Consider the following 25,667-nt stretch of genomic DNA (forward strand, 5'->3'; position numbering starts at 1 on the left):
AATTCACGTCATCATGCTAGCGTCTGACTTGAACATTCAAGCGAGAGGATTTCCCGTGAAGATTGCGATCATCCTCGGCAGCACCCGTCCCGGCCGGAAGGGCGAAGCCGTGGCGAGATGGGTGCTGGCCAAGGCCAAGGAACGGCCGGACGCCGACTACGAGCTCATCGACCTGCTCGACCACCCGCTGCCGCACCTGGACGAGGCCGTGTCCGCCAGCCGGGGCGTCTACACCAACGACCACACCAAGGCCTGGTCCGCCACGATCGCCGCCTTCGACGGGTTCGTCTTCGTCACCCCCGAGTACAACCACTCCACCTCGGGCGTCCTGAAGAACGCCATCGACTACCTCTACGCCGAGTGGAACAACAAGGCCGCCGCCTTCGTCTCCTACGGCGCGCTCGGCGGCGCCCGCGCCATCGAGCACCTGCGGGCGATCTGCAGTGAGCTGCAGCTGGCCCACGTGCGCCAGCAGCTGTCGTTCTCGCTCTTCACCGACTTCGAGAACTTCGCCGAGTTCGCCCCGTCCCCGATGCACGACGACGCCGCGTCGGTGCTGTTCGACCAGCTCGAATCCTGGGCCGGCGCGCTCAAGACCATCCGGTGAGGCTCTACGGGCTCGAGGAGCACTTCGCCACGGCCGACGTCGTCGCGGCGTGGCGGCGGCACGACCCCGCGCTCGCCGCGCCGATGATGAGCCGGGCGGTCGCCAGCACCGCGTTGCTCGACCTCGGCGAAGACCGCGTCGCCGCGATGGACGACGCCGGGATCGACACCGCCGTGCTGTCGCTCACGACGCCCGGCTTGCAGGACCTCGACCCCGCCGAAGCCGTCGCCCTGCAACGTCCCACCAACGACGTCCTCGCCGACGCCGTCGGCCGGTATCCCGGGCGGTTCCGGGGGTTCGCGGCCCTCGCGACGTCCACGCCCTCGGCGGCGGCCGACGAGCTGCGGCGGGCCGTCGCGGACCTCGGGTTCGACGGGGCGCTGGTGAACGCGAACTCCCGCGGCCAGGCTCTCGACGAGCCGCGCTTCTGGGACATCTTCGAGGCCGCCGAGGACCTGCGCGCCCCGGTGTACCTGCACCCGAGCGTGCCGGTCCAGGCGGTCACCGGGGCCTACTACCGGCGCTTCGGCGGCCCGGTGGACGAGCTGCTGGCCACCGGGACGTTCGGCTGGCACTACGACGCCGGGCTGACCGCGCTCCGGCTGATCGTCGCCGGGGTCTTCGACCGGTTCCCGGGGCTGCAGCTGATCCTGGGGCACTGGGGCGAGGTCGTGCTGTTCTACCTTGACCGCGTGGCGGCCCTGGACGCGGTGACCACGCTGGAGCGCCCGATCGCGGAGTACTTCCGCACGAACGTCTTCATCACCCCGGGTGGCATCGCCAGCCACCGGTACCTGCGGTGGAGCCTGGAGACCGTGGGCGCGGACCGGATCATGTACGCCTCGGACCACCCGTTCAACCGCGAGCACAGCGGTTCCGCCCGGCGGTTCGTGGCGACCGCCCCGATCAGCGACGCCGACCGGGCGCGAATCGCCCACGAGAACTGGGAAAACCTCATCGCGGGCATCCGGCGCCAGTGAGTCTACGGCCGGTTTTCCCCTGCGAGCGAACCCGTTGCTCGCCGGCACCGGAGCATCGGAGGGCCGGCACAAGCGCAAGACACGAACCGCGAGGAGCCCGACGGAGTTCGACCCGGGTACGGCCGCGGCGGACCCGGCCTCGCGTCTCCGTGGTCGCGTGCCGGGGCGCCGGCCGCTGGGAAACTCCGGCCCGGTGCCGACCCGGTCACCGCTCATCGGCAGAAGCGGATGTTCCACTTCGTGCCCGATCCGTAGGTGTAGAGAGTGCGTTCGCAACTCGAACGGCTCGTCCGTAGGGCCAGTTCTCAACGGGGCGCCCGCTTCACCGAGTGCGAACACAGGACTGCCCGGTTCGGGTCTGACAAGCTGGCCAGATGAATCAGACGCTGCAGTTGGCGGTCGCGCAGAGCACGGTGCCTGAGGATCCGGCGGATCGGGACGCTCTTCGTGCAAGCGGAGCTGAGATCCGCGCTCTGATGCAGGAGGCGAGTGCTGCGGGTGCCCGGCTTGTGCAGTTCCCGGAGGGCGCGATTACGTATCCCAGGAAGTACGCGGTGTCCAGCGGCGGCATGGAGGAGTTGACCGAGGCGGATTGGTCGCGTGCCGCTTGGGGTGTCATGCGAGAAGAGGCCGAGGCCGTCGCGGATCTCGCGGGTGAACTTGGCATCTGGACGGTGTTCGGCTCGATCCACCGGTTGTCCGGGGCGAACCGTCCGCGCAACAGCCTGTACGTGGTCTCCGACCAAGGTGAGCTGGTCGGCCGCTATGACAAGTGGTACCCGTCCAACACCGAGATTAGCTACATGTGCACGCCGGGAGTGGGGCCGCTGGTGTTCGAGGTCGACGGTTTCCGATTCGGTTGCGTGCTCTGCATCGAAGTCAGCTTCCCCGAACTGTTCGCCGAGTACGAACGTCTGGACCTCGACTGCGTGCTGGCATCGGTGATGGTCGACGACGCGCCGAGATCGGTCGTGGCCCAGGCGTACGGGACGCTCTGCAACTACTGGGTCGGCTACTCCGTCCCGGCTCAGTTCAGCGCGACGGCTCCGGCCGGCGTCGTCGCGCCCGGCGGTCGGTGGATCGGACGCTGTCACGGCGACGGGCGGCATGGCCTCGCCGTCGCGGAGTTCGATCGTGCCGCGCCTGACGCCGACATCGACGTGGCCATCCGGCTGGCACGGCCCTGGCGCCGCACGGCGAGAGCAAGTCTCTACGTACACCGCGTCGTGCACGGAGACCCACGAGCGACACCCACACCGCATTTTGACGTGTCCCTTCGACCAACGGACGCCATGTGACGGCTCGTCGGTGGAGAAGGACGTTCGATTCGGCCACCGTGCCACCCTGTGCAATGGTCTTCAAGTCGGGATGTGAGTACGCCGCAACGCTCGATCGGCGGCAGAAGAGTGCGTCCGGTTGTAGGGTGCGGAAATGGTCCGGATCCGGGGGCGGCTCGGCAGGGGTGAGTTGTCGGGTGTCGCGCGGGCGGCGTTCGGTGGGCGTGAACTGGTCTCGGTGGAACGGTTGCGCGGCGGTTCCAAGAAGGGCGTCTACCGGCTGGTGTTGGATGACCGTACGACGGGCATCGCCTATGTGTGGAACGCGGATGAGGACTACTGGACGGACGTGGCAACGCAGGACCGGAGCGACCCGTTCGGTCATGCCAGCGGTCTCGACCTGTTCGAGACTGCTCATGCCGCTTTGTCCTCGACCGCCGTTCGGGTCCCCCGGGTGGAGATGCTGGACCGCAGCAGGAGTCTGCTCGCGGGTGAGGTGGCCGTGCTGGAGGACGTGCGTGGCGGCACGCTCGAAGCCCTGTGGGAACGGGACCCGGGGCGAGCCGGGCGGGTGTCGGCTCGCCTTGGTGACGTGGTCCGGACGATGCACGACAGTCGGCGCGACCGATACGGTCGCCCGGGCATCGACCGGGCCGGCGTCGATCCGGTGGAGTGGCTCGTGTTGTGCCGTGCGTTACGCCATCTCGGCGAGGCCGCGGCTCGCGTCGACCGGATCGCGGCGGTCGAGCATCGCCTCCTGGGCCTTCTCCACGACCGCCACGCCGCGGTGGCTCCACGTACCGAGTACGGGTTCATCCACGGCGAACTGGGCCCCGACCACGTCTTGGTCGACGACCATGACGAGCCGGTGCTGATCGACATCGAGGGTGCCATGTTCTTCGATATCGAATGGGAGCACGTGTTCCTGGAGCTGCGCTTCGGAAGCAGGTATTCCCATTTCCGCCGGAACGACCTGGACGGCGACCGGGTGCGCTTCTACCGTCTCGCGATGTATCTGTCGCTTGTGGCAGGCCCGTTGCGGCTGCTTGAGGGTGACTTCCCGGATCGGCCGGCAATGCTGGAGATCGTGGAGCAGAACATCGGTCGGACCCTGGCTCAGCTTTCCTGACATCCTTGGTTTTCGCTCGCTCTGTCATCGGCAGAAGAGGACGTTCGAGCGGCGGGTGAGTCCCGCAAGGAGCCGCAGTGCACCGGCAGCTGAAGCCACTCTTCGTCACTGCTGCGGCCTACCGGCGCTGTCAGCTACCAGCTGTGCCGTCTCGTCGGATCGACTGCCGCACCAAGCCCAACGAGCCTCGTCGCACCGTGCTCCCGTCCCTCACGGTTCGATCACCAGTTCGGCGATGCGGTCGCCGTCCAGGGTGAACCGGAACCGCAGGTCGGCGACCCCGCCGGGGAAGTCGCCCTCGAGGTGGTGCACCGCCACGTAGTGCTCGTGGTCGACGCGGTGGGCGGCGACGAGCGTCGTGGTGTACGTGTACTGGCTCGCGGCGCGGGCGAGCCAGGCGCGGATCTCGGGCTTGCCGCGGTGGGTCCGGCCCTCGTCGGTGACGACGGCGTCCTCGGTGTACCAGGCCAGCGCCGGGTCCAGGTCGCGGGCCTGGTGGGCGGTCAGGTAGCCGGTGATCACCGCGGGCAGCTCGCGGGTGTCGATTGCTTCACTCATGCCGACCACGGTGGGCCCTCCCGCGGGGAGAGGGTCAAGCGCGCCGGGTGAGGTGGGTGCACAGTGGGGGGATGTTCCGTGGTCTGACGATCGGCGAGTTCGCGCAGCTGACGCACCTGAGCGTGCGGACCCTGCGCCGGTACCACGAGTCCGGGCTGCTGGAGCCGGCCTCGGTCGACCCCGCCAGCGGCTACCGGTACTACACCGCCGAGCAGATCCCGGCGGCACAGGTCATCCACCGGCTGCGGGAGCTGGACGTGCCGCTGGCCGACGTGGCCAAGATCCTCGCGACCGAGGACGCGGCGGAGCGCGCGGACCTGGCCGGCGGGCACCTGCGGCGGCTGGAGGAGGAGCTGGCGCGGACCCGCGCCGCGGTGGTGTCGCTGCGGCGGCTGCTGCGTCCCGACGACGGTGGGCTGGACGTCGAGCTCCGCTCGGTTGCGGCTCGGACGGTCGCCGCGGTCGAGGGCGTCGTCGACCACGACGAGGTGCTGTCCTGGTACGGCGAGGCGATGGCGGAACTCGACGCGGCGGTCGCCGGTCTGCCGCGGCTCGGGCCGCCGGGCGGCCGCTACGCCAACGAGGTGTTCACCGGTGGCCGGGGTGCGGTCCTGGTCCACCGGCCGGTCGCGGACCCGCCCGTCCGCGGCCGGGTGCGGCCCGTGCACCTGCCGCCCGCGGAGCTCGCGGTCGTCGTCCACTGCGGACCCCATGACGACATCGACGTCACCTACGGCCGGCTCGGCGCCTGGGTGGTCGACCACGCCCTCGTCGTGGACGGCCCTGTCCACGAGACGTACCTCGTCGGCCCGCGCGACGATCCGGATCCGGCGACCTGGCGGACCGAGATCGGCTGGCCCGTGTTCCGGCTCGCGTCCTCGCCGTGACCGCTCCGCCACCACGCGTATCGGCGCGTCGCGGCGGCGCGGTCAGCGGCTACTTAAGACTGGGCGGCAGGACATGAAGGTCAGGCCTCTGTCGTCTCGCGGCGGAACGGGCGGTCGACCAGCGGGAGCCGCCGCTGGCGGACGTCGGTGGCGCTCACCGCGTCACGTCCGGCGCGGGAACGTCGGGCAGGTGCCGCATCCGGTCCAGCAGCGAGGACATCGCCGTGATGGGCGCGGTGTCCGGACGGGAAGCGGTGAGGGCGTGATGGAGGAGGTGGCCGAACTCCGCGAAGGCGCCGTGATGCGGTCCTTCGGGCAGCTCCGGTGTCCAGGGCCGGCTCAGCCGGAACCGGGCAGTTCGGCCGCCTGGGGCAACCCGGAGGGCCCTCCCTGGCGTCAGTCCGGCAAAGAACGCCGGGAGGTCGCCGTGGACGTGCCAACGAACGTTCTGCTGCCGGGTGAGCGGCTGCTGTGGTCGGGACGGCCACAGCGTCTCATCTTTGCTCGGTTCGACTGGTACCAGTTCGCATTCGGCCTGCTCTGGGGGATCGCGACCATCGTGGTCCCGGTGGCCAGGCACGAACCGCTGTCGTTCTTCGCATGGGCCGTCGGGGTGGGTGGTGTCGCGTTCGTCTGGGTGCCGGTCGTCGCCAGGTTGCGAGGGCGGCGCGGTGTTGAGTACGTCGTGACCGACCGGCGGATCGTGCTGGCCGATCGCTTCTCGGGAAGGACGCGCGCATCGGCGTATCTCGGCACGCTGCCGCCGCCGGTCGCCCGGATCCGGCAGGACGGCAGCGGAACCATCGTCTTCGGCAGGTTCTGGCGCGCCCCTTTGATGCCCCTTCCTTCGTCGGGGCCCCTGATGGTGACGGGACTGGTCGCCGTGCCGGAGGCCGGGCGCGTCCGTGACCTGATCGCGTGGGCACAGGCCGGGCAGGCCTGACCTCACCCGGACGCGTCCGATTCCGCTGCCCGCATAATTACCGGCCGGTTGGCAACGGCCCGGATCACCTGCCCGGTGATCGGGTCCAACGCAGTCAGCCGCGGTATCTGTTGGCGGGCCTGGAGCGTGCCGTCACGAGTCAGCGACCGCAGCGGTTCACGCGCGTCCGTGGCGAGCCAGCGTGCGACGGCGTCGGCGAGCGGTACGTCCAGGTCCGATCGGTCGGCCCCTTTGAGGGCGGCACTGCGCGAGTTGGACGCCGAGGGCATGGGTTCTTGCCGCCCTGGTGCCCGTCGGGTGCGGCTGCTGGTGCATCCCCACGGCGACGCCGACAACGGCGGTCTCGAACCGAAGGCTGGGCGGCGCAGCGTGTCGGCACGACGTCATGGTCAGGACAAGTGTGCCGACAGCAGCCAGGCAGGTGTCGACTTGCGGCCGTTGCCCTCGTTCCGGACATCGCTGCCGGCGAAGTCCGCGAAGTCCGGGAAGTTCTCGGGGACGTTGGCGTGGATGCGGGCCGGCCGGATATCGTCGATCGTCCAGTACGCGCCCACCACCTCCCGCAGTTCCTCCGCGGAGACCGAGTTGACCCTGCCGGTGGGCACGGTCGCGCTGTCGAACACCAGCACGAAATAGGATGCGCCGGGCGCTGCGGCGCGCACGATCGATTCCTGATATCCCTGGCGCAGTTCGACCGGCATCGAGTGGAACAAGGTGCTGTCGACAACGGTGCCGAAACGGCCGTCGTAGCCGGTGAACGTGCTGATGTCGGCGATCGCGAAGCCGGCGTTGGCCAAGCCGCGCTGGGCGGCTTCTGCACGCGCGAGCTCGATCGCGGTCGGCGACTGGTCCAGGCCGACCGTCGTGAAGCCCCGCTCGGCGAGGTAGAGCGACGTCGCGCCCTCGCCGCAGCCGGCGTCGAGGACCTCACCGTGGAATGCGCCCGTGTCGATGAGCGCGGCGATCTCGGGTTGCGGTTCGCCGATGCTCCAAGGCGGCCGGAGGCCCTGCCCCATCTCGGGAGCTTGACCACGATAGGCGGATTCGAACAACGCGTCGCTGGATGAGCTCGTCATGCGCTCAGAGTGTCAACCAGGTTGATATATGTCAACATGGTTGACATGGAAACCTTCCGGGACGAGCCCCTCGGCTACCTGCTGCATCGGGTCACCGCGGCATTGCGCGCGGAGGTGGCCGCCACCGTGCTCGAGCCGTCGGAGCTGGCGGCGCCCGAGTACCTCTGCCTGCGGATGCTGGCGCAGTCGCCGAAGTCCAACGCCCAGTTGGCCCGCGAGGCGCAGGTGTCGCCGCAGGCGATGAACAAGGTGGTTCTCGCGCTGCAGGATCGCGGCCTGGTGGCGCGACCCGCCACGGTGTCGTCCGGGAGGTCGTTGCCTGCCACGTTGACGCGCGAGGGGGTGACCATGCTTGCGCGCCTCGACCCCGAGGTGGCCGAGGCCGAGAATCGGGTTCTGGCCGAGCTCGACGAACACGATCGGCGCGAGCTCCGGCGGCTCCTCGTCGCGGCCGGCGGGGTGGTGTCCCGGCGGTGATTCCGTCGGGACACCACCACAGCGGTCACGCGAGCGCCGCCGACCACATCCTCACTGCGGCATGAGCGGATGTTCGCAACCTTGATCACCGGCTGTGGGTGGCCGATTTGTGGAGAAGGGTGCGCCGGGCATCGTTACTGAGGGCGGCGTGGAACGCCGTATCGACCTCAGCAACCTTGATCTGGACCGGGCGGCCGCGATGGTGGCCGCCCGGTGTGCCGGCTGGCGTGAGCGCGGGCTTGTGGCTGCTGAGCTCACCTGGATGGACAACGACGTCTCGTGGCCGGCACCGCTTCTGCGGGCTCGTGGCCAGGCGAGTCGGCCGATGTCGTTGGGTGTACGGGGATGCGGGGGAGGCGGAGTTCGTGCTGTACGCCGGTGGCTGGGCGGACGTGGTCGTCATTCATCCGGGCATTGACGAGCCGGCCAGTGAGTATGTCGAACTGGACGATGTTGAGGAGTTCGGGTCCGTGCTCGACCGCGTCGTCGGGCTTCTTGCTTGAACCGGTCGAGCGTGAGGTCGGTCATCGAATACCTCGAGGCTTGCGGGCAACTTCATACCCGGCATAACTGAACGTTCAGCGGAGTCTAAGAAAGTCTCGCTGGCGCTTGATACAAGACTGAGAATCCCCGGAATTGTTCCCGCTCAGGGCCGGAGCCAGCGGTCGAACCAGGCCCGGGTGCGGCGCAGGACGTCGAGTTGGTGGTTGCGTTCCCGGATCGAGTGGCCTTCCCTGGGGTAGATCACGAACTCGTGCTCGGCGCCGAAGTAGCGCAGTGCCCGGTGGAAGTACACGGCTTGGCTGAGGGGGACGTTGGTGTCCTCGGCGCCGTGCAGGATGAGCACCGGGGTGCGGACGCGGCTGGCAAAGGAGACCGGGCTGACCGCGTCATGCGGGTGTGGGCCGATCCCCTCCCACCCGATGCTGCCGCTCAGCGCGCCGTCGAGCTGGCCGTACTCCCCGGTCGCGGCGAGCATCCCCCAGTCGGTGATACCCGCGTCGACCAGCGCGGCGCGAAACCGGTTTGTCTGCCCGATCGCCCAGGCGGCCATGAATCCGCCGTGACTCCCGCCGGCGATGCCCAGCCGGTCGGGGTCGGCGATGCCCTCGGCGACGAGCAGGTCGATGCCGGTCAGGATGTCGGTCCACTCCTCCCGGCCGACCCTGCCCGCGACGCTGGCCGCGAACTTGTGGCCGTGGCCCTGACCGCCGCGCGGGTTGGGAAGGAACACCGCGTATCCGGCGGTGGCCAGCCACTGTGCCCGAGCGCTGGGGAACGAGAACAACTGGAGGCGATCGGCGTACCGGTCGTCGGGGCCTCCGTGCACGATCGTGACGAGTGGGAACGGGCCGTCCGAAGCGGATTTCCCGGCCGGCAGTACGAGCAGACCGTCCAGATCGAGTCCGTCGGCGGCTCGATAGGCCAGCGGTCGCTGGGTACCGAATGCGATGTCGTCCAGTTCGGGGCGGGTGTCGGTGATCTTCCGCAGCGGCCCGGTCGGTGGCCCGACATAAACGTTCGTGGGTTGGTAACGGGAACCGGTCAGTACCGCGATCGTCGTACCCGCAGGGGTGGTGGTGAGGGCGTCGAGGTGGCCGGGGTGCTGCGACAGCGGCGCGGGACCGTCGGGAGCGAGCCGGGCCAGGGTCGTGTTCAGGCCGTTGGCGAACACCACCAAAGGGGCGGCATCGGTCTGGCACAGTTCGGTGGGGCACATCGGCAGGTCGGCGGTGCGGTTGCGGCGCACGCGGCTGCTCATAGCCAGGTCGAACGCGGCGGTGCCGGCGTGGAGGACCGGTGGGGTGAGGGCGATGTAACCCAGGTGCCAACCGTCTTCAGCCGGCCACCAGGCCAGGGATTGTGCGTCGACCTCGACCGGTCCGAGGTCCTCCGCGGTCCCCGTGGTGGGGTCGAACAGGTGCAGCTGGCCGGTGCGGGGGCCGTAGTCCTTGTCGGCGCTGGCCTGGGTGAGCACGGCGAGCGGGCCACCGTCGGGTCGTTGCCGCAGTTCCACAACGTGCCGGCCGTCGAACACCCTGGGGGTGGTGACGTGGCCGGTGCGCAGGTCGAGCAGGCGCAGCCGGGCACGGGGTTCGCGTTCGCCGACGACGATGGCGTCGTCGCGGTCCTGGGCGCGGCGCGTGTCCTGTTCGGTGGGCTCGTCCTCGGCGAGCAGAGCGACCAGGTCGGGATCGGCGAGCGGCAGATGGTCGACGATGCCAGCGCGCCAGCGGGTCAACGCGATCACCACGCCGTCGGCAAGGGTGAGTCGGTGCAGCTGCGCAGTACCACGCTCGGCGCGGTCGGACAGGAAGTACAACGTGCGCGAGTCCGCGGACCAGCGAGGCCGGGACTCCGTCGCGGTGTCGGCTGTCGCCCTCCGCCACGCACCGTCGCCTTTGATGTCGGCGAGCCAGAGTGCGGTGTCGAGGTGGTCACCGATTCGGCTGGTGGGGGCGAGTGAGGTTCACCCCGAACGGTGGACAGGGGCTTACGAGGGATCAGGCAGCCGTGCGAAGTGACTGCTCGAAATTGTCGGGACTGAGCATCCCGATTGCGGAGTGCCGCCGCACACTGTTGTAGAAACGAACCCAATTGTCAACTGCGGCAACGAGTTCCATCTTCGTGGCGTAGGCATGCCGGTAGTAGTGCTCATGTTTGAACGTCGACCAGAACGACTCTGCCGGGCTGTTGTCCCAGCAGATACCGGTTTCGCCCATCGACCGGCGCAGCCCGTGCCGGAAGCACGCTTGCGCCGTCAGATGCGCCGTGAACTCCCCGCCGCGGTCGGAATGCAGTACCGTGCCGCGACATTCACCGCCACGGGCGGCGACCGCGTCGTGGATGGCGTCCGTGACCATCTCAGCGCTGATACGGTCAGATACACTGTGGCCCAACACTTTCCGAGAGTGCCCGTCCCGGATCGCACACAGGAACATCGCGCCCTCACCACACGTCAAATACGTGATGTCGGTCAGCCAGACCGCGTCCAGCCGGCCCCGGTCGAAAAGCCGGTCGACCAGATCCGGCGGGAACGACGCGGCCGGATCGACCACCGTCGTCTTCACCTTGAACGTGCGCGGGCTGATGCCCTCCAGCCCGATCGAGGCCATGATCTTGGCGACCGTCTTCGCTGTGACCACCTCGCCCTGGTCACGCAGTTCGGCGGTGATCCGCGGCGACCCGTAGGTTCCGCGGGAGTCCTTGTGCGCCTCGGTGATCTTCACCTCGAGGTCGGCGCGGCGTTGCTGCCGTGGCGTCAGCACCCTTGCCGCGGCGCGTTTGGCGTGCGCGTAGTAGCCGGCTCTCGACACGCTCAGCAGCCGCGCCATCCGCCGGACCGAGAACCGGGTGTGCTGCGGCGAGGTGGAGCCGGCCGTCTCGGCGAACTCGTCGGGGCCGGCGTACTTGGCCATCAGAGCGAACCGGGCCGGTTCTTCTGCATCGCGGCAAAGTACGCCGAAGCTTTTACCAGGAACGCGTTGTCCTTCTCCAGTTCGGCCACCTGCCCGCGCAAGCGCAGCAGCTCGGCCCGCTCGGCCGCCTGCAAGGGGTTGTCCCCGTGGACCTCAGCCGCGGTGATCCGGCGTCGTTCGTCTTTGACCCAGACACTCAACATGCCCGCGTCGATGCCCAGCTCGCGGGCGACCTCAGCGATCGTGCGGCCGGAATCGATCACACGGTGAGCAGCCTCGACCTTGTACTCAGCCGGGTACGACCGGCGCTTGCGAGCAGGCATGAGGACATCCTTTCAGCAGGACATCTGATCCTGCTAACTCGGTGTCCACTACCCGGGGTGAACCTCAGAGGACGTAGCAGAGCAGATGTCCGTTCGGAGCGAGAGCCGGGGTCTGCGGGACGCGACCCTCGACCACGAGTTCGGCAGTCAGATCTGTCATGCGATCAGTCTGCCAACGTCAACGGCGCACCATATGGACGAGCCAGCGCGCTCGGACGAAGCGTGCAATCGCATCGACTGCATCGACCTGAAGCCGCCACCGTGCGTGGTTACGAACCCGGCTGACGGTGCGCCCAACATCCGCTCATCGGCTACTTGTTGAATGGCGGTACGACCGATGCCGGGCCAGGCTTGGTCGAGGTGTTCGACGGGTGGCTCTCTCATCGGCTGCCCACCATGCTGTCGGGTGTGGCTCTCACATGGCGTGCCCCGTCGAGCACCGTGGCGGGGTGTGGCTCAAGAGGGGTCTGCTCAGCTCGAAGTAGCGCTGCCCACCTCGCTGGATACCCATCCCCGGTACGGCGAGGAGAACAGCGTGGCACCAGTGATCTGAGGTTCACCAGTCGCGGGACTCAGTCTCTCGTGTGATGTGATCGAGCTGTTACGTCCGTGCGATGGGCGTGACCTCAGGCATTGAATCCGCCGTCCAGCGTGATGGTGGTGCCGGTGACGTGTCGTCCGCCTGGGCCAGCCAGGAAGGCGACCATTTTTGCGATGTCGTCGACCTGTCCGTAGCGGCGCAGCGGGGTGCGGGCAATGGTCTGCTCGGCGTGTGGACCGTGGGCGGGGTTGGCGTCGGTGTCGGTGGGTCCGGGCTGCACCACGACGGCGGTGATCCCGCGCGGCCCGAACTCGTGGGCGAGCCCGCGGGTCAGGCCGGCCAGCGCAGACTTGCTGGCCGCGTAGATACTGCCGCCCGGCCCGGGTACCCGGTCGGCGACGTTGCTGCCGATGGTGATGATCCGACCGCCGCTTGTCATGTGCCGCACCGCGGCCTGGGTGGCGACGATCGTGGCGCGCACGTTGACGGTGAACGTCCGGTCGATGTCGGCCAGCGTCATCTTCTCCAGCGGGCCGAGCACCACCACGCCGGCGTTGTTGACCAGGATGTCGAGCCCGCCGAAGGTCGCGGCAGCGGCGTCGACGGCCGCGGTGACAGCCGCCGGGTCGCCGCTGTCGGCCTGGATCGCGACGGCCCGGCGGCCCAGAGCCTCGATTTGCGCAACGACGTCGGCGGCCCGTGACGTGGTGGAGGCGTAGGTCAGCACGACGTTCGCGCCCTCCCGTGCCAGCGTCAAGGCGATGGCGGCACCGATACCCCGGCTCGCTCCGGTCACCAGCGCGGTCCTGCCCTCGATCGCGTCCACGGCAGCTCCAATTCTGTAGCGACTGGCATATAATCAGTGTCGCCACCGTATCAGTCGCCGAAGAATTCTGTATCGATCGCCAGGGAAAGGTGTTGCATGCCATCCAGAGGTCGCCCGCGCTCGTTCGACCGGGACGCGGCGTTGCGGCAGGCGATGCTGCTGTTCTGGGAACGCGGTTACGAGTGCACCTCGATGGCCGACCTGACCGCCACCATGCGAATCGGCTCGCCCAGCCTGTACGCCGCATTCGGCAGCAAGGAGGCGCTCTTCCGGGAGGCCGTCGCGCTGTACGCGGCGACGGCCGGAAGCCTGACCGCTCGAGTACTCACCGAGGAACCCACCGCGCGGGCGGCGATCGAGGCGATGCTGCGAGGTAACGCCGCGGACTACCTGCGCCCGGGCCGCCCGGCTGGCTGCATGGCCGTGCTTGCCGCGCTCAACTGCTCCCACCCGAGCGTGCGCGCGTTCATGGCGGATCGTCGCCGTGACGGACGGGAGCTTGTCCGCCGACGGCTGTGCCGGGGGATCGAGGACTGCGATCTGCCCGCCGATGTCGACGTCGACGCGATGGCTGGCTTCTACCACGCCACGCTGATGAGCCTGTCGCTGTTGGCACGCGACGGTGCCACGGCAGCAGACTTGACCGCCGTCGCCGACGGCGCGATGGCGGCCTGGTCCAGCTATCTTGACTAAGGGCTGTCTCGTAACTCGTGGTGTGGTTGGTGGCGCTGGTATTGCGGTCAGTCGGTGAGGAGGATGTTGTGCAGATGCGCGATGCCGGACACCGTGCCGGCGAGTGTGCTGCCCGCTCGGCGGTAGTCGCGGAGAATCTTGAAGTTCTTCATCTGGGCCAAGGCGTGCTCGGCGCGGGCCCGGATGTTGCGGTGGGTGGCGTTGAGATCTTCCTTCCGCTCGAGCAGGTCGCTGCCGTTGCGGGGTTTGCGATAGGGCATGACGACGTCGGGGTTGCCTTGGTAGCCGCCGTCGGCCATGACCGGCCGGTCGGCGAGTTTGTCAGCGATGCCGCAGGCGCGGTAGACGGTGCAGTCGTTGCGGCTGCCCGGTTGCGGGTCACCGGTGGCGATCACCAGTCTGGTCTCGGCATCGATCGCGACCTGCACGTTGGTCGAGTATCGGTAGTTCTTCGACGGGGTCGCCAGCCGATGATCCCGCGTGGGCACCAGTGTGCCGTCCACGATCGCGACCGCATCGACCCGGCGTTTGCGGACCGGCGCCAGCGCCAGCAAGGGCCCGATCGTGTCGATCACCCGGTGCGCGGTGGAATGCGACACTCCGAACAGCGGCCCGATCTGGCGCATCGTCAGGTTCGTCCGGCAGTAGGTCGCGACCAGCAGCACCCGGTCTGCCAGCGGCAACGCCCACTGCCGGCCCAGGCGTCCGTCAGATCTCGTCTCCGCCGCGCTTCGCGACCAGCCGTACCAGCTTGCGGAACTGGCCCGGTTCCAGCCCGGTGAACGGGGCAATCCACTCCGGCCGCGACGCGGTGATCACCTGCACCACAACGACATGATCAACTATCGGCCCGGTCGGCCGCTCACCGGGTTACGAGACATCCCTTAGGCGGGTGCGTCGGCGGGCGAGAGGATGAAGGACGTAGCCCTGGCTGATGGTGTGAAGCTCATGGGAATGACCTGTGTGGAACTCCGTTGTGGACCGGAATGGAGGGTGCTTCCGCTACGTGCGGGGCGCGTGGGCGATGGAGTCCACCGCGATGGTGAGCAGCAACCGGGTCTCGGGTTTGCCGCTGAAGTTGGGGTGGGGTGTGCCGAGGTACTTGTGGGAGAGCTCCTCGACGTTCTCGGCCGCGCCGTCGGTGGTGGAGTCGATGACGTGCCCGCGGAGCGCGTAGTAGCGGGAAACGTCGTCGGGGTCGGTCACGCTGATGGCCACACGGGGGTCGCGGGCGATGTTCTTGGCCTTGCGGTAGCCCACCACGGTGTTGATCAGGATGTGGTGGCCGTCGGTATCGACCCAGGTCTGGGTCATCTGGGGTGATCCGTCGGGCATCACGGTGGAGATGAAGCACGGGCTGGGCCGGCGGAGCAGGCCGATCAGGTCGTCGGGCAGCAGGACGGCTGGGGTGCCGGACACGGGAGGTCTCCTGGGGATGAGGGTGATGGGGTTCAGCGCAGGGTGGCGAAGGTCGCACGGATGCTGTCGATGAGCGCCTCGGGGTTCTCGAGCGCGGCGAAGTGACCGCCGGGGCCCTCGGCGAAATGGACGAGGTCGGTGTAGCGGCGCTCGATCCAGCGCCGGCTCTTGCGGACATGTTCGCCGGCGAGCTGGACGAAGCCGGTCGGCACGGTGATCGGCGAGGCGGCCGTGACAGGCGCGGGTGCGCCGCCGTTGAGCATGTCCCAGTAGATCCGCGCGGATGACGCGCCAGCGTTGGGCAGCCAATACATCATGATCGCGTCGAGCAGCTCGTCGTAGGTGAACGACGCCGGCGCGTCACCGGGGGTGGCGCAGGTGTCCTGGAACATCGCGTAGATCCAGGCGGCGAGACCGACGGGTGAGTCGGCGAGGGAATAGCCGATGGTCTGCGGGCGGGTGCCCTGCTCCTTCGCGTAGCCCGAGAGCTTGTCCCAGAAGTAGCCGGCACTCGCGAGCATGGCCTGCTCCTCGGGGGTCGCATCGGCGATCTCGTCGGGATCGGGGCCGAACATGCCCATGCTGAGGTGGATACCGGCCAGCTGCGGGATGCCCTTCGCGGCGATGGTGTTGGTCACCGCGGTGCCCAGGTCACCGCCGTGCGCGCCCCAGCGGTCGTAGCCGAGCCGGTCCATCAGGGTGATCCAGGCGTCGGCGATCCGGGGGAAGCCCCAGCCGGTGGTGTCGGGTTGGGCGGAGAACCCGAAGCCCGGCAGGGACGGGATCACCAGGTGGAACGCCTGCCGGGGGTCGCCCCGGTGAGCGGCGGGGTCGGTGAGCGGCCCGACCGTCTTGGCGAAGTCGAGCACGGAGCTGGGCCAGCCGTGGGTCATCAGCAGCGGCAGCGCGTCGGCCTCGGGTGAATGCACATGCAGGAAGTGGATGTCCAGGCCGTCGATGGTGGTGCGGTAGGAGCCCATGCCGTTGAGCAGGGCCTCTGCGCGGCGCCAGTCGTAGGTCTCGGCCCAGTAATCGGTCAAAGCCCGGATCGCCCCGGTGGTGGGGCCCTGGCTGGTGTCGGTGACGGTCTCGATGCCCGGCCACCGGGTGAGAGCGAGCCGGGTGCGCAGGTCGTCGAGGTCGCCCTGCGGAACGTGGATCGGGAACTGCTCGATGTCGGTGGTGAGGGTGCTGTGCATGACGATTCTCTTTCAGCTGCCGGCGTGGGTTCAGTGCGTGGAGCCGAGGAGCGGGAGGAGGACCTCGTCGACGAGCTCCCGCTGGGCGGCCTCGTCGAGCGGAACGCCGCGCAGCAAAGTAAGCAGGAGAACCCTGGCGATGGCCACGTCCAACGCCAGGGCGACCCGCTCGGTCGCGACAGCCTCGCCACGAGCGCGCGCGTGGGTGGCGATCATCTCGGCATCGGCGCGGCCCCGTCGGGCGATCTGGTCGGCGATGAGCTCGCGGAGGGCCGGGTCGGAGCGGATGCCCTCGACCAGTCCCAGCAGTGCCGGCCCACCCGCACCGGTCACGGCCCGGGTGATGCCGGCCACGGCGTCGAGGAGATCGCCACGCACCGTTCCGGTGTCCGGCGGCGCCGCGCCGGCGCCCTCGGCCGACCGCCGCAACGCCTCGGCGACCAGTTCGGCCTTGCCCGCCCAGCGCCGGTACATCGTGGCCTTCGACGATTTGGCCCGGGTCGCGATCGCATCGACGGTCACGCGCTCGTACCCGATCTCGGTGACCAGCTCGGACGCCGCCGTCAGAATGGCGTCCTCTCGCCCGGCTCCTCGAGACGGCGGTGCAGGCCGCTCGGCATCCATGAGTCCTCCGTCCCGTCGATGTGAACGAAACGGTACCGTACACTTGCGGGGATGGTGTGTGACCTCGACCACTTGGCTGCCCGGGCGGCCATCGGTCGTACTGTTCAGCTCCGCTGGCCCACGCCGAGGTGAAGAAGATTCAGTGCTTGATCAGACCGCGTCGCAGGAGACTCTCGCCGGTGGCGATCAAGGCGTCTTCGGCGGAGCGCGGTTGCCAGCCCAGGACGCGGCGCGACTTGTCGTTGCTGAGCGGCTTGAACACGCCGAGGTCGTGCACCATCGGCCGGACCGACGAGTTCACCAGGGCGAGGGCGCGGACCGCGACGTTGGGTAGCGTCCGGGTCGGAACGCGTTTGCCCGCGTCGCCGAGGCCGTCCCGGAGGATGCGGGCGATCTCGGCCGCCCACAGCGAGTCGCCGGCCGTGGCGAGAAAGCGTTCACCGCGGGCCGCGGGGTCGGTCATGGCCCGGAGGTGCAGGTCGGCCACGTCGCGTACGTCGACGAGCCCGTAGGACAGGCGGGGCAGGGCGGGCAGTTCGTTGTTGAGCAGGCTCAGTATCAGCAGGATTGAGGTGGTCGGGTTGCCGAGTAGAGGCCCCACGATGCCGACGGGATTGACGACCGCGAGTTCGAGGCCGCCGCCCTGGACGAAGTCCCACGCGGCGCGTTCGGCCAGGGTCTTCGATCGCTGGTAGGGCTCGACGCCGGGGTTGTCGGGGTCGGTCCAGTCGAGTTCGGTGAACACGTGGTCCACGCGGGCGTGGCCGTAGCCGATCGCGGCGAATGACGAAGTGAGCACCACTCGCCGGACGCCGGCGTCACGCGCGGCGCGCAGGACGCGCAGCGTGCCGTCACGCGCCGGGATGATCAGCTCGTTCTCGTCGCGCGGGGCCCGCGCCGGGAACGGGGAGGCCACGTGCAGCACATAGGTGCAGCCGGCGACCGCGGCGGACCAGCCTTCGTCCCTGGTGAGGTCGGCCGGGACGAATTCCACGGCGGCATCGTCGCTGGCCCCGCCGTTGCGCAGCATCTCGCGCACGTCCGCCGAGCGTCGGAGGTCGCGGACGGTGGTGCGCACTCGGTAACCGGTCTGGAGCAGCCGCAGGATGCAGTACGCACCGAGAAACCCGGTGCCTCCGGTGACGAGCACGGTGTCGTCGTTCATATTTCCGCCCTTTCCGGTACGGCTGTCTTCTCGACAGCAGGACCGTAGCACACAGTATGACCGTACGGTCACTTTTTTCTGACTGTCGGGTCAGGTAGGCTCTCCGCATGCCGGCGATGCGCCCCGGGGATCTCCCGGTCACCCCTAAAGGCCGCGAGACCAGGGACGGGCTGCTCGACGCCGGCGAAACGGTGGCGGCCCGCGCCGGGCTCGCCGGGCTCAGCGTCGCAGCGGTGACGGCCCAGGCCGGCGTGGCCAAGGGCACCTTCTACGTGCACTTCACCGATCGCGCCGCGTTCGTCGCGGCGATCGAACGCCGGTTCTACGACCGCGTGGCGGAGCGCGTGCTCGCCGCGGTCGCCTCACTGGACCCAGGCCGAGCCTTCCTCGTGGCCGCCGTCGAGGCGTACCTCGACGCGTGTCTGGCCAACCGGGCGGTCAAGGCGCTGATCCTGGATTCACGCGCGCACGCGGAGCGCGGCGCGCTGTTCACCGAGCTTCTCGACCGGTTCGAGGCGCTCGTGGCCCCCAGCATGAAGGTGACCGGCATGATGCCGGTGGGTGTCAACGTCCGCCTGCTCATCGCGCTCGCCTCCGAGGCGGTGCTCATCGAGCTCGAACACGGGAACCAGGTCGACGAGGTCCGCGACTCCGTCCGCGCGATGCTGAGAGGCGCCTGAACAACAGCCGAGACGGCGTGCCCAGGCGTGTGCGACGGCGTCGAGCACTGAGCCTTTCAGCCTGGATCACCGTCGGCTTCGACCTCGTGCCGACGAGGATGGCCTGCTGGACAAACACACCGTCCGCGCCGCCGGTAGTGCTGCACCTGCTGAGCACTGGCAGAAAACGGTTGAGCATCCACGGGCACGCAAGCTCCTCAACTCGGCATGAGCGCGCGTGCGGTAGGCGACCGGTCACCGGCCGGAAGGTTCGCTCGGCTGCAAGGTGGGAAGAGCCGCGAAATCGGGTGCGAGACTGGGCTCGCTTGGGCAAGGTGAGAGCGTGGACATTCTTCGTGATGTGGTGTGGCGGCACGCTGCGGGGATGGTGTATCCGGAAGACCTGCCGATGGCCGCGGCGGAGGCGTTGGTGCGGGGTGTTGACTCGCCGGCATTGCGAGAGCTGGTGATGCGCCCCGGGTCTGGTGCAGGTCTCGTTGTCTGTCACCGAGCCCGGGCAGGCTCGAAGCACTGATCGTAGCGTGACACTTGGTGGCTGGCTTCGGCCTGGGCTGGAGTGCGCTGGCCGAGTTCGCCGTGGACGCGGCGATGGTTGTACCAGTCGACGTATTCGGCGACGGCTATCTCGACATCACGAACTGATTGCCAACCGCGGCCACAGGCAACAGGGTTATGGATCAACTCTCCCTTGAACAGCGAATTGAACGCCTCGGCCATCGCGTTATCGTAGGAATCTCCGCGCGAACCGACCGAGGCGACCACTGCCGCTTCCGCCAAGCGCTCGGTATAACGAATCGCTCGATATTGAACTCCGCGATCGGAATGATGAACAAGCCCGGTCACATCTTGTCCGGCCCGTTTCCTGGCCCAGATCCCCATCTCCAACGCGTCGAGTGCAAGATTCGTGTGCAACGAGGTCGACACCTGCCAGCCCACAACCATTCTCGAGAACACATCGATGACGAACGCGGCATACACCCATCCCGAAAACGTCCGGATATAGGTGGTGTCCGCCACCCAGAGCCGGTTCGGCTGATCGGCAGCGAAGCGGCGGTCGACCAGGTCCGCCGGCGAAGGTGAGGCAGCAGCGATGGTGGTCCTGGGCCGCCTGCCTCGCCGTAGTCCCTGCAACCCCTTCTGGCGCATCAGCCGCTCGACCGTGCAGCGAGCCACGCCGATTCCCTCACGGTTGAGCTGAGCATGGACTTTCCGCGCTCCGTAGACGCCGTAATTCCCGCGAAACACGCGCTCGATCTCGACGAGCAGTTCCGCGTCCCGCACGGCACGTTTCGACGGTATGCGCTTCTTGGCTGCCCAGAAACTTCTCGGGGCGATCCGCACATCCGCATCGTTCAAGACTGCGCAGATCGACTCGACCCCGAGCTTCTTCCCCTCGACAACCCGCTCGCGGTGGTCGTCGATATAGTCGATGACCACCGCGAGCGGAACCTCCCGCCGAGGTGTGGAATCGTCAGGAGTTACTTGATTTTGCGGTCGAGCTCCGCGGCGGCGAAAAACGCCGAGGCCGTCTTCAGGATCTCATTCGCCCGCCGCAGCTCACGCACCTCGCGTTCCAGCTCGGCGATCCGCGCGGCATCATCGCTGGTGCGGCCGGGTGCCGTGCCGGCGTCGATCTCGGCGCGCTTGACCCAGGTCCGCAACGCCTCCGGGTGCACGTCCAACTGGCCCGCGACACGGCGGATCGCCACCATCCGCTGCCCCTCGGCCGCGATCGCGTCCAACGCCATCCGCGTCGCCCGCTCACGCAGCTCGTCGCTGTACTTCTTCGGTGCCGGCATGCTCTGCATCCTCCCTGGGATCAGAGCCTGCACAGAACCCGGGGCGCATCATGGCGGGGCTCGGCAAGGCATCAGCCACGACGGAGATCGAGAATCTCTACTGGGATGCATTGGCTGAGCTGGGTATCACGAGACCTGATCGGCGGGAGGCGGTTCGGTGGTGGTTGGGTGAACTGGCCGAGGAGCTAGTTCAGGGCAGGCTCTCGGTTGCTGGGCTCGCGCGCAAGATCGTGCCTGGTGAAGAGTGGATGACTGGGGATGAGTACCGCTTCGCGTATCTGAGCTACTACTGGCAGGACATGGTGGATCTGGCCTCGGCTCCGCAGGTCCGCGCCGCTGAGATCGACTTGCTCGACGCGGCCAGGGCGATCCTGCCGCAGCCCTCGATATGAGCGCGTGTGCTTTCCGGCAACCACCGGCGTCAGGTTGGCGAGTTCGTCGCCGCCAACGAACTCGGACTCGCCCTCGAGATCCTCGCTGACTTGCTGCGCGAGGGCGAGTAGCCGGTCTCGGCGACGTGCGCTCTGACGGCATTACCAACTCGGCAACGCTCCATCATCGGCATGACCGGACGTGAGTGCTCGATCAGCGGCATGAGCGCGCGTTCGGGTCGACGCGATAACCGGTGGACCGGCACGTGCGACCCGCCTAGCCTTCCGTCGAACCGTATGGCCTTCCGTCCGAAGAGGTGCATTTCATGAATGTCCGGGTAGCCCGGCCGTCGACCGCCGACCCAGTGCTGGCCACTGTGAACTACCCCTTGGACGTAAGGAATCCCCGAAGTGGATCTACCCCGTAGCTTCACCATCCGCGAGAGCAGCCACCGCATCCACAACCCGCTCACCAGCCAGAAACTGGCCGTCCTGGGCGAGGCGCTGAACCCACCACCCGGCACTCGGATACTCGACCTGGCCTGTGGCTCGGGCGAGCTGCTGTGCACCTGGGCCCGCGATCACCGCATCACCGGAACCGGCGTGGACATCAGCACCGTGTTCCTGGCCACGGCCCGGGCCCGAGCGATCGAACTGGAGGTCGCCGGACAGGTCACCTTCACCCATGGTGACGCGTCGACCCACGTTGCCGACGACCCGGTCGACATCGGGGCGTGCGTCGGTGCGAGCTGGATCGGAGGTGGCGTTGCCGGCACCGTGGACCTGCTCCGACGCAGCCTGCGCCCCGGCGGCATGATGCTGATCGGCGAACCGTACTGGCGTAGGGAACCCCCGGACCAGGCCACCGTCGAGGGCTGTCACGCCACCAGTGAAGACGACTTCCGCGTCCTCCCGGAATTGCTGGAACAGTTCGGGGAGCTGGGTTGTGACGTCGTGGAGATGGTCTTGGCCGACCAGGACAGCTGGGACCGCTACGTCGCGGCTCAGTGGCTCAACACCCGCCGCTGGCTGGACGCACATCCCGTCGACGAGCTGGCCGGGCAGATGCGCGCGGAACTCACTGCCGCTCCGGTACGCCACGTCCGATACCAACGCGAATACCTCGGCTGGGGCATCTTCGCTCTGATGAACCGCTGACACCAGCGGCCGAGTGATTCCCGGTGACCCGACACCGGGACTCACTCTCTTCGGCACGACAGTGCGCTACTGATCGAGCCGCGTTGCGTGGATTTGCGTTCGGCCGATGCGTGTGGTGTCGCGTGGTTGCCGGCAAGCCGGGTCGGGGCGATGATGCTGGTGTTGGCCAGGAAGATCGATTACCGGGTCAACGATCTGCGACGAGCTATGAGACGCGTCGACCGTGGTGGTGGCGGTGGTCGCGGATCCGGGCGTGTTACGCGGAAGGTCCACTCGGCGACAGGCGGTGTATGAGTCGGTTGCGCGGAGTGCGGTGGTGGCACGGACTGGGTTCGGTGGTCACCGCGGCAGGAGCCGGAGTGGTGACCAATCTCGCCACCGACGAGTTGCGTGGGCGTTGATTGCTTCTTTGGCTTCGCCGACTGCCCCGGTCGGTCCCACTCCGTTGTGGGGACGTAGTGCCGCTCACGACCGGCTAGTGGCGTGGCGTGAGGATCGTGACCCGCGCGGTCCGTGGTCATGGCGCCGGCTGCTCGGCCGCCCGTTCGTCGGCCGACGCCTCGGTTCGCCAGCCGAGAAGAATCGCGTGGAGAGCCTGTTCTGCGAGGCGGCGGGCGCGATCGTTGCCGATGTTGCTGAGGTGACCGAGCGACGCGATGCCGTACAGCGTGCCCCAGAGGATCTCGCAGGCCTCCTCGAGATCGGCCAGGACCACGTCGTGTGCGGCCGACCAGGTGGTGAGCAACTCCTTGAGGGAGTCGATGGCCGGTTCCGCGACGCGCCGGCGTTCGTCCGCGTCGACCCCGGGGCCGTTCATGACCTGGTAGAGGTGGGGGTGCTCGCCGGCGAACCGCACGTACTCCGACGCGATGCGCCTCATGCGCAGGTCCACGTCGGCCTCCTGTGAGGCTTGGAGGAACCCGGTCAGCATCAGGCGGTGGCCGTGCGCGACCAGTTCCAGGACGAGCGCGTCCTTGTTGGCGAAGTGCTGGTAGACGACGGGTGCGGAATATTCGACGTCGTTGGCGATGCGCCGGATCGTCAGAGCCGCAGGGCCCTCGGTCTCGAGGACGTGCAGCGCGGCGTCGATGATCCGCTCCTGGGTGTTCGCCCGTTCGCGGGCCCGTCTCGTGCTGATCGACATGGTCCGTCACTTCGCTTCGATGGTGTCTTCGAACACTAACCGCCGCCCTTGACTGCGCTGACGGCGTGCGCCAGAGTTAACGACGTTAGAAATTCTAACAACGTTAGAAGTCTGGAGTGGATCATGATCCATCACGTCAGCCGCGTCACGATGAAGGCCACCGCGACGCCCGAACAGATCGAGGCGGCGCTGGAGGGCTGGCGCAACCAGGGCCGGTCGAACCCGGCCGTCAAGTCGTTCATCGTCGGCCGCGACCACGGTGGTGACTACACGTACAGCTCGGTGTTCGTCGTGGAGGACCTCGACGGGCTTTTCGCCTACCTGACGCACCCGACCACCTATCAAACCGACCACCTGGGGCTGAACCTCGTTGAACGGCTGGAGATCTTCGACGTCAGTGACGACGAGGACCCGGGCCTGAACGGCAAGATCCAGGAGCTGCACCGACGCCGCAACGAGCTCAACCCGCGGATCGCCGGCATGCTCGCCGACGTGCCCAGCTACGCCGGCTCCGGCGTGGACGACTGACCGAGACTCCGGAACGGAGAGAACCGTCATGGTCACACACGTCGTCATCGGCGCCGGTTCCATCGGCAGCACCGTCGCTCGTCTGCTCGCCGAGCGCGGCCAGAGCGTCCGGATCGTCACCCGCAGCGGCTCCGGCCCCGAACACCCGCTGATCGACCGGGTCGCCGCGGACGCATCCGACCCGGCCGGCCTGACCGAGCTGTCCCGCGGTGCCGAAGTGATCTACCACTGCGCCAATCCGCCCTCGTACACGGAATGGGAACGCCTGCTACCGCCCCTGCAAACGGCGGCCATCGCCGCCGCCGAGGCGAACGACGCCGTCCTCGCCCTGACCGGCAGCCTGTACGCCTACGGCCCGCAGCCCGGTGGCCGGATGAACGAACACACCCCCATGGCCGCCGTCGGGCACAAGGGCCGCCTGCGCAGACGGATGTGGGAACAGGCCCTCGCCGCGGGCATCCGCACGGTCGAGGTCCGCGGCTCCGACTACATCGGCAAGGGCGCCAACGGCATCTACTCCCTGCTCATCGAGCCGGCCCTGACGAAAGGGAAGGCGGCCTGGATCACCGGTCACCTGGACATGCCACACACCTTCACCGTCAACACCGACATGGCACAGGCGCTCGTCACGCTGGCGTCGGAAGAACGGGCGTGGGGCCGGGCCTGGCACGTGCCGTCCCCGCCGGCCGTCACCATCCGCGAGCTTGCTGGGCGCTACGCCGCCGCAGCGGGCCGACCACCGATCAAACTGATCCAGCTGCCGCGCTTCGTGATGCGCGCGGCCGGACTGGTCGTGCCGATCGCCCGCGAGATGGCCGAGATGGACTACCAGTGGTACGCGCCGTTCCACATGGACGCGACGGAGACGGCCGGCACCTTCCGCCTGACCGCCACCGATCTCGACACGGCCGTCCGCAACGAGGTCAGCTGAACTCCTCATCGAGTGCGAAGGCTCCGGCCCGGCGGTGCGTTGACGATCGCGATGCCGACCCCAGGCCGCTGTCGTCGGTCTCGGTGGAAATGCAGGGTCCACGGGATGCGTTCGCCGTCGCGTGCGGCGGTCTCCAGCAACTGACCGAGGTCATGACGCTGGGGATGATCAGCGACCGCACGGTCGGCGGCCACTTGAGACTGTGCGCCGGGAAGGCCTGCCTGTCACCGCCGGGTAGCCCCGGAGTGCGGTCTACTTGCCGGGGCGACGTGGCGCGTGGTCGAGCAGGGTCTCGACGGCCTTGCGGGCGTGACGGCCGTAGTCGGGGTCGTTGAGCACCATCGCGCGGCTCGCGGCGCCGTCGGAGAGGGTGACGAGCTGCTCGGCCAGCGGTTCCGGCTCGTCGATGCCGAGTTCGTCCAGCAGGCCGGTCACCAGGGCGAGCACGAGGAGTTTCTGCTCGCGCGCGAAGGCGTGCACGCGGTCGGCGGGGTCGGGGTGCTCGACCGCGGCGTGGATGAACGGGCAGCCCCGGACGGTTCCGTCCGGCCATGGTTGCACCGCGAACATCGCGAGGAGCCGGTCGCGCGGGGGCAGGTCGTCGCGCCTGAGGGTTTCGAGCAGCGAGTAGCCGGACCGCAGGAGGTGGTCCAGCTGGGCCAGGACGAGGTCCTCCTTGGTGGGGAAGTGGGCGTACAGGGTCCGCTTGGACACCGGGGCATGGGCGGCGATGTCTTCCATCGTGGTCGCGGTGATGCCGCGCGCCGCGAACAGGCTGATCGCGGCGGTCACCACGCGTTCCCGGCCGCCCCGGCCTGCTCGGCGTGCCGGTTCGTCGTTCATGCCACCAGCTATACGTCAGCGTTTACATAGCGCGGGAGGTTCGCCACGGTCACCCAGGTAAACGTAATCG

The 25,667-nt window shown here is 68.3% G+C and carries 28 protein-coding genes and 1 pseudogene; 14 read left to right on the forward strand and 15 right to left on the reverse strand.

Features of this window, described 5'->3' with window-relative positions:
- The first annotated feature begins 13 nt into the window (after positions 1-13).
- The 4 genes from QRX60_RS30775 to QRX60_RS30790 all read left to right on the forward strand — a co-directional run bounded on the left by QRX60_RS30775 (position 14) and on the right by QRX60_RS30790 (position 3,993).
- Positions 14-607, forward strand: coding sequence for an NADPH-dependent FMN reductase (locus tag QRX60_RS30775; protein ID WP_285994923.1), 594 nt, complete (start codon positions 14-16; stop codon positions 605-607).
- On the forward strand, positions 604-1,587 hold the full coding sequence (locus QRX60_RS30780) for an amidohydrolase family protein (RefSeq protein ID WP_285994924.1): 984 nt from the start codon (positions 604-606) through the stop codon (positions 1,585-1,587). The genes QRX60_RS30775 and QRX60_RS30780 overlap by 4 nt, the downstream gene beginning before the upstream one ends.
- Before the next feature lie 374 nt (positions 1,588-1,961).
- Positions 1,962-2,885 carry a carbon-nitrogen hydrolase family protein gene (locus tag QRX60_RS30785; protein WP_285994925.1) on the forward strand — a complete coding sequence of 308 codons (924 nt, stop codon included), beginning with the start codon at positions 1,962-1,964 and terminating at the stop codon, positions 2,883-2,885.
- Positions 2,886-3,018: 133 nt separating this feature from the next.
- The gene (locus tag QRX60_RS30790; protein ID WP_285994926.1) at positions 3,019-3,993 is read left to right on the forward strand and encodes a phosphotransferase family protein; all 975 of its coding nucleotides are present in this window, start codon (positions 3,019-3,021) and stop codon (positions 3,991-3,993) included.
- 210 nt (positions 3,994-4,203) lie between these two features.
- On the opposite strand, the gene QRX60_RS30795 is transcribed toward QRX60_RS30790, so the two are convergent.
- Positions 4,204-4,551, reverse strand: coding sequence for a nuclear transport factor 2 family protein (locus tag QRX60_RS30795; RefSeq protein ID WP_285994927.1), 348 nt, complete (start codon positions 4,549-4,551; stop codon positions 4,204-4,206).
- Between the two features lie 71 nt (positions 4,552-4,622).
- Between QRX60_RS30795 and QRX60_RS30800 the strand changes: the two genes are divergently transcribed.
- Together QRX60_RS30800 and QRX60_RS30805 are read left to right on the forward strand one after the other, a co-directional pair.
- The gene (locus tag QRX60_RS30800) at positions 4,623-5,438 is read left to right on the forward strand and encodes a MerR family transcriptional regulator (RefSeq protein WP_285994928.1); all 816 of its coding nucleotides are present in this window, start codon (positions 4,623-4,625) and stop codon (positions 5,436-5,438) included.
- 262 nt (positions 5,439-5,700) lie between these two features.
- Entirely contained in the window at positions 5,701-6,381 is a 681-nt protein-coding gene (locus QRX60_RS30805) for a hypothetical protein (RefSeq protein ID WP_285994929.1), read from the forward strand.
- A gap of 2 nt (positions 6,382-6,383) precedes the next feature.
- Here the strand turns inward: QRX60_RS30805 and QRX60_RS30810 are convergent, their stop codons facing one another.
- Both QRX60_RS30810 and QRX60_RS30815 read right to left on the reverse strand, forming a co-directional pair.
- Positions 6,384-6,650, reverse strand: coding sequence for a hypothetical protein (locus tag QRX60_RS30810; RefSeq protein ID WP_285994930.1), 267 nt, complete (start codon positions 6,648-6,650; stop codon positions 6,384-6,386).
- 120 nt (positions 6,651-6,770) lie between these two features.
- On the reverse strand, positions 6,771-7,457 hold the full coding sequence (locus tag QRX60_RS30815; protein ID WP_285994931.1) for a class I SAM-dependent methyltransferase: 687 nt from the start codon (positions 7,455-7,457) through the stop codon (positions 6,771-6,773).
- 45 nt (positions 7,458-7,502) lie between these two features.
- Here QRX60_RS30815 and QRX60_RS30820 point away from each other — a divergent pair, with 45 nt between their 5' ends.
- On the forward strand, positions 7,503-7,934 hold the full coding sequence (locus QRX60_RS30820) for a MarR family winged helix-turn-helix transcriptional regulator (protein ID WP_285994932.1): 432 nt from the start codon (positions 7,503-7,505) through the stop codon (positions 7,932-7,934).
- 365 nt (positions 7,935-8,299) lie between these two features.
- Positions 8,300-8,437: a hypothetical protein gene (locus tag QRX60_RS30825; RefSeq protein WP_285994933.1), complete on the forward strand. Its 138-nt coding sequence runs from the start codon at positions 8,300-8,302 to the stop codon at positions 8,435-8,437.
- A 143-nt stretch (positions 8,438-8,580) separates the two neighbouring features.
- On the opposite strand, the gene QRX60_RS30830 is transcribed toward QRX60_RS30825, so the two are convergent.
- From QRX60_RS30830 to QRX60_RS30845, 4 genes are all read right to left on the reverse strand, one after another.
- Positions 8,581-10,257, reverse strand: a complete 1,677-nt coding sequence (locus QRX60_RS30830) for an alpha/beta hydrolase family protein (protein WP_285994934.1) — start codon at positions 10,255-10,257, stop codon at positions 8,581-8,583.
- Between the two features lie 181 nt (positions 10,258-10,438).
- On the reverse strand, positions 10,439-11,353 hold the full coding sequence (locus QRX60_RS30835; RefSeq protein WP_285994935.1) for an IS3 family transposase: 915 nt from the start codon (positions 11,351-11,353) through the stop codon (positions 10,439-10,441).
- Complete coding sequence (locus QRX60_RS30840) at positions 11,353-11,676, reverse strand: transposase (protein WP_285994936.1); 324 nt, start codon at positions 11,674-11,676, stop codon at positions 11,353-11,355. Before QRX60_RS30840 ends, QRX60_RS30835 begins: the two co-directional genes overlap by 1 nt.
- A gap of 626 nt (positions 11,677-12,302) precedes the next feature.
- Positions 12,303-13,043: a 3-oxoacyl-ACP reductase family protein gene (locus QRX60_RS30845; RefSeq protein WP_285994937.1), complete on the reverse strand. Its 741-nt coding sequence runs from the start codon at positions 13,041-13,043 to the stop codon at positions 12,303-12,305.
- Between the two features lie 96 nt (positions 13,044-13,139).
- Here QRX60_RS30845 and QRX60_RS30850 point away from each other — a divergent pair, with 96 nt between their 5' ends.
- The gene (locus QRX60_RS30850) at positions 13,140-13,736 is read left to right on the forward strand and encodes a TetR/AcrR family transcriptional regulator (protein ID WP_285994938.1); all 597 of its coding nucleotides are present in this window, start codon (positions 13,140-13,142) and stop codon (positions 13,734-13,736) included.
- A gap of 47 nt (positions 13,737-13,783) precedes the next feature.
- Here the strand turns inward: QRX60_RS30850 and QRX60_RS30855 are convergent.
- From QRX60_RS30855 to QRX60_RS30875, 5 genes and pseudogenes are all read right to left on the reverse strand, one after another.
- A pseudogene (locus QRX60_RS30855) lies at positions 13,784-14,561 on the reverse strand (transposase family protein).
- Positions 14,562-14,738: 177 nt separating this feature from the next.
- Positions 14,739-15,155 (reverse strand): TIGR03618 family F420-dependent PPOX class oxidoreductase, encoded by a 417-nt coding sequence (locus tag QRX60_RS30860; RefSeq protein ID WP_285994939.1) that lies wholly within the window; start codon positions 15,153-15,155, stop codon positions 14,739-14,741.
- 32 nt (positions 15,156-15,187) lie between these two features.
- The gene (locus QRX60_RS30865; RefSeq protein WP_285994940.1) at positions 15,188-16,354 is read right to left on the reverse strand and encodes an epoxide hydrolase family protein; all 1,167 of its coding nucleotides are present in this window, start codon (positions 16,352-16,354) and stop codon (positions 15,188-15,190) included.
- Positions 16,355-16,384: 30 nt separating this feature from the next.
- Positions 16,385-16,978 (reverse strand): TetR/AcrR family transcriptional regulator, encoded by a 594-nt coding sequence (locus QRX60_RS30870; RefSeq protein WP_285994941.1) that lies wholly within the window; start codon positions 16,976-16,978, stop codon positions 16,385-16,387.
- A gap of 139 nt (positions 16,979-17,117) precedes the next feature.
- Positions 17,118-18,143: an SDR family oxidoreductase gene (locus QRX60_RS30875; protein WP_285994942.1), complete on the reverse strand. Its 1,026-nt coding sequence runs from the start codon at positions 18,141-18,143 to the stop codon at positions 17,118-17,120.
- A gap of 107 nt (positions 18,144-18,250) precedes the next feature.
- On the opposite strand from QRX60_RS30875, the gene QRX60_RS30880 reads away from it, so the two are divergent.
- Entirely contained in the window at positions 18,251-18,823 is a 573-nt protein-coding gene (locus QRX60_RS30880) for a TetR/AcrR family transcriptional regulator (protein ID WP_285994943.1), read from the forward strand.
- A gap of 483 nt (positions 18,824-19,306) precedes the next feature.
- Here QRX60_RS30880 and QRX60_RS30885 read toward each other — a convergent pair.
- A protein-coding gene (locus QRX60_RS30885) for an IS3 family transposase (protein ID WP_408630147.1) occupies positions 19,307-20,622 on the reverse strand; the annotation gives its coding sequence in 2 pieces (ribosomal slippage) (positions 19,307-20,328 and positions 20,328-20,622; 1,317 coding nt in all).
- A 50-nt stretch (positions 20,623-20,672) separates the two neighbouring features.
- Here QRX60_RS30885 and QRX60_RS30890 point away from each other — a divergent pair.
- Both QRX60_RS30890 and QRX60_RS30895 read left to right on the forward strand, forming a co-directional pair.
- A complete protein-coding gene (locus QRX60_RS30890) occupies positions 20,673-21,014 on the forward strand; it encodes a hypothetical protein (RefSeq protein ID WP_285994945.1) in 342 nt (113 codons plus the stop codon).
- 390 nt (positions 21,015-21,404) lie between these two features.
- Positions 21,405-22,151: an SAM-dependent methyltransferase gene (locus QRX60_RS30895; protein ID WP_285994946.1), complete on the forward strand. Its 747-nt coding sequence runs from the start codon at positions 21,405-21,407 to the stop codon at positions 22,149-22,151.
- Positions 22,152-22,668: 517 nt separating this feature from the next.
- Here the strand turns inward: QRX60_RS30895 and QRX60_RS30900 are convergent.
- A complete protein-coding gene (locus QRX60_RS30900; protein WP_285994947.1) occupies positions 22,669-23,295 on the reverse strand; it encodes a TetR/AcrR family transcriptional regulator in 627 nt (208 codons plus the stop codon).
- 123 nt (positions 23,296-23,418) lie between these two features.
- On the opposite strand from QRX60_RS30900, the gene QRX60_RS30905 reads away from it, so the two are divergent.
- Together QRX60_RS30905 and QRX60_RS30910 are read left to right on the forward strand one after the other, a co-directional pair.
- The gene (locus QRX60_RS30905) at positions 23,419-23,823 is read left to right on the forward strand and encodes a Dabb family protein (protein WP_285994948.1); all 405 of its coding nucleotides are present in this window, start codon (positions 23,419-23,421) and stop codon (positions 23,821-23,823) included.
- Between the two features lie 28 nt (positions 23,824-23,851).
- The gene (locus QRX60_RS30910; protein WP_285994949.1) at positions 23,852-24,754 is read left to right on the forward strand and encodes an NAD-dependent epimerase/dehydratase family protein; all 903 of its coding nucleotides are present in this window, start codon (positions 23,852-23,854) and stop codon (positions 24,752-24,754) included.
- Positions 24,755-25,006: 252 nt separating this feature from the next.
- Here QRX60_RS30910 and QRX60_RS30915 read toward each other — a convergent pair whose 3' ends face one another.
- Positions 25,007-25,597 carry a TetR/AcrR family transcriptional regulator gene (locus tag QRX60_RS30915; protein WP_285994950.1) on the reverse strand — a complete coding sequence of 197 codons (591 nt, stop codon included), beginning with the start codon at positions 25,595-25,597 and terminating at the stop codon, positions 25,007-25,009.
- Between the last annotated feature and the right edge of the window lie 70 nt (positions 25,598-25,667).

It is taken from the genome of Amycolatopsis mongoliensis, from assembly GCF_030285665.1.
GTDB lineage: Bacteria > Actinomycetota > Actinomycetes > Mycobacteriales > Pseudonocardiaceae > Amycolatopsis > Amycolatopsis mongoliensis.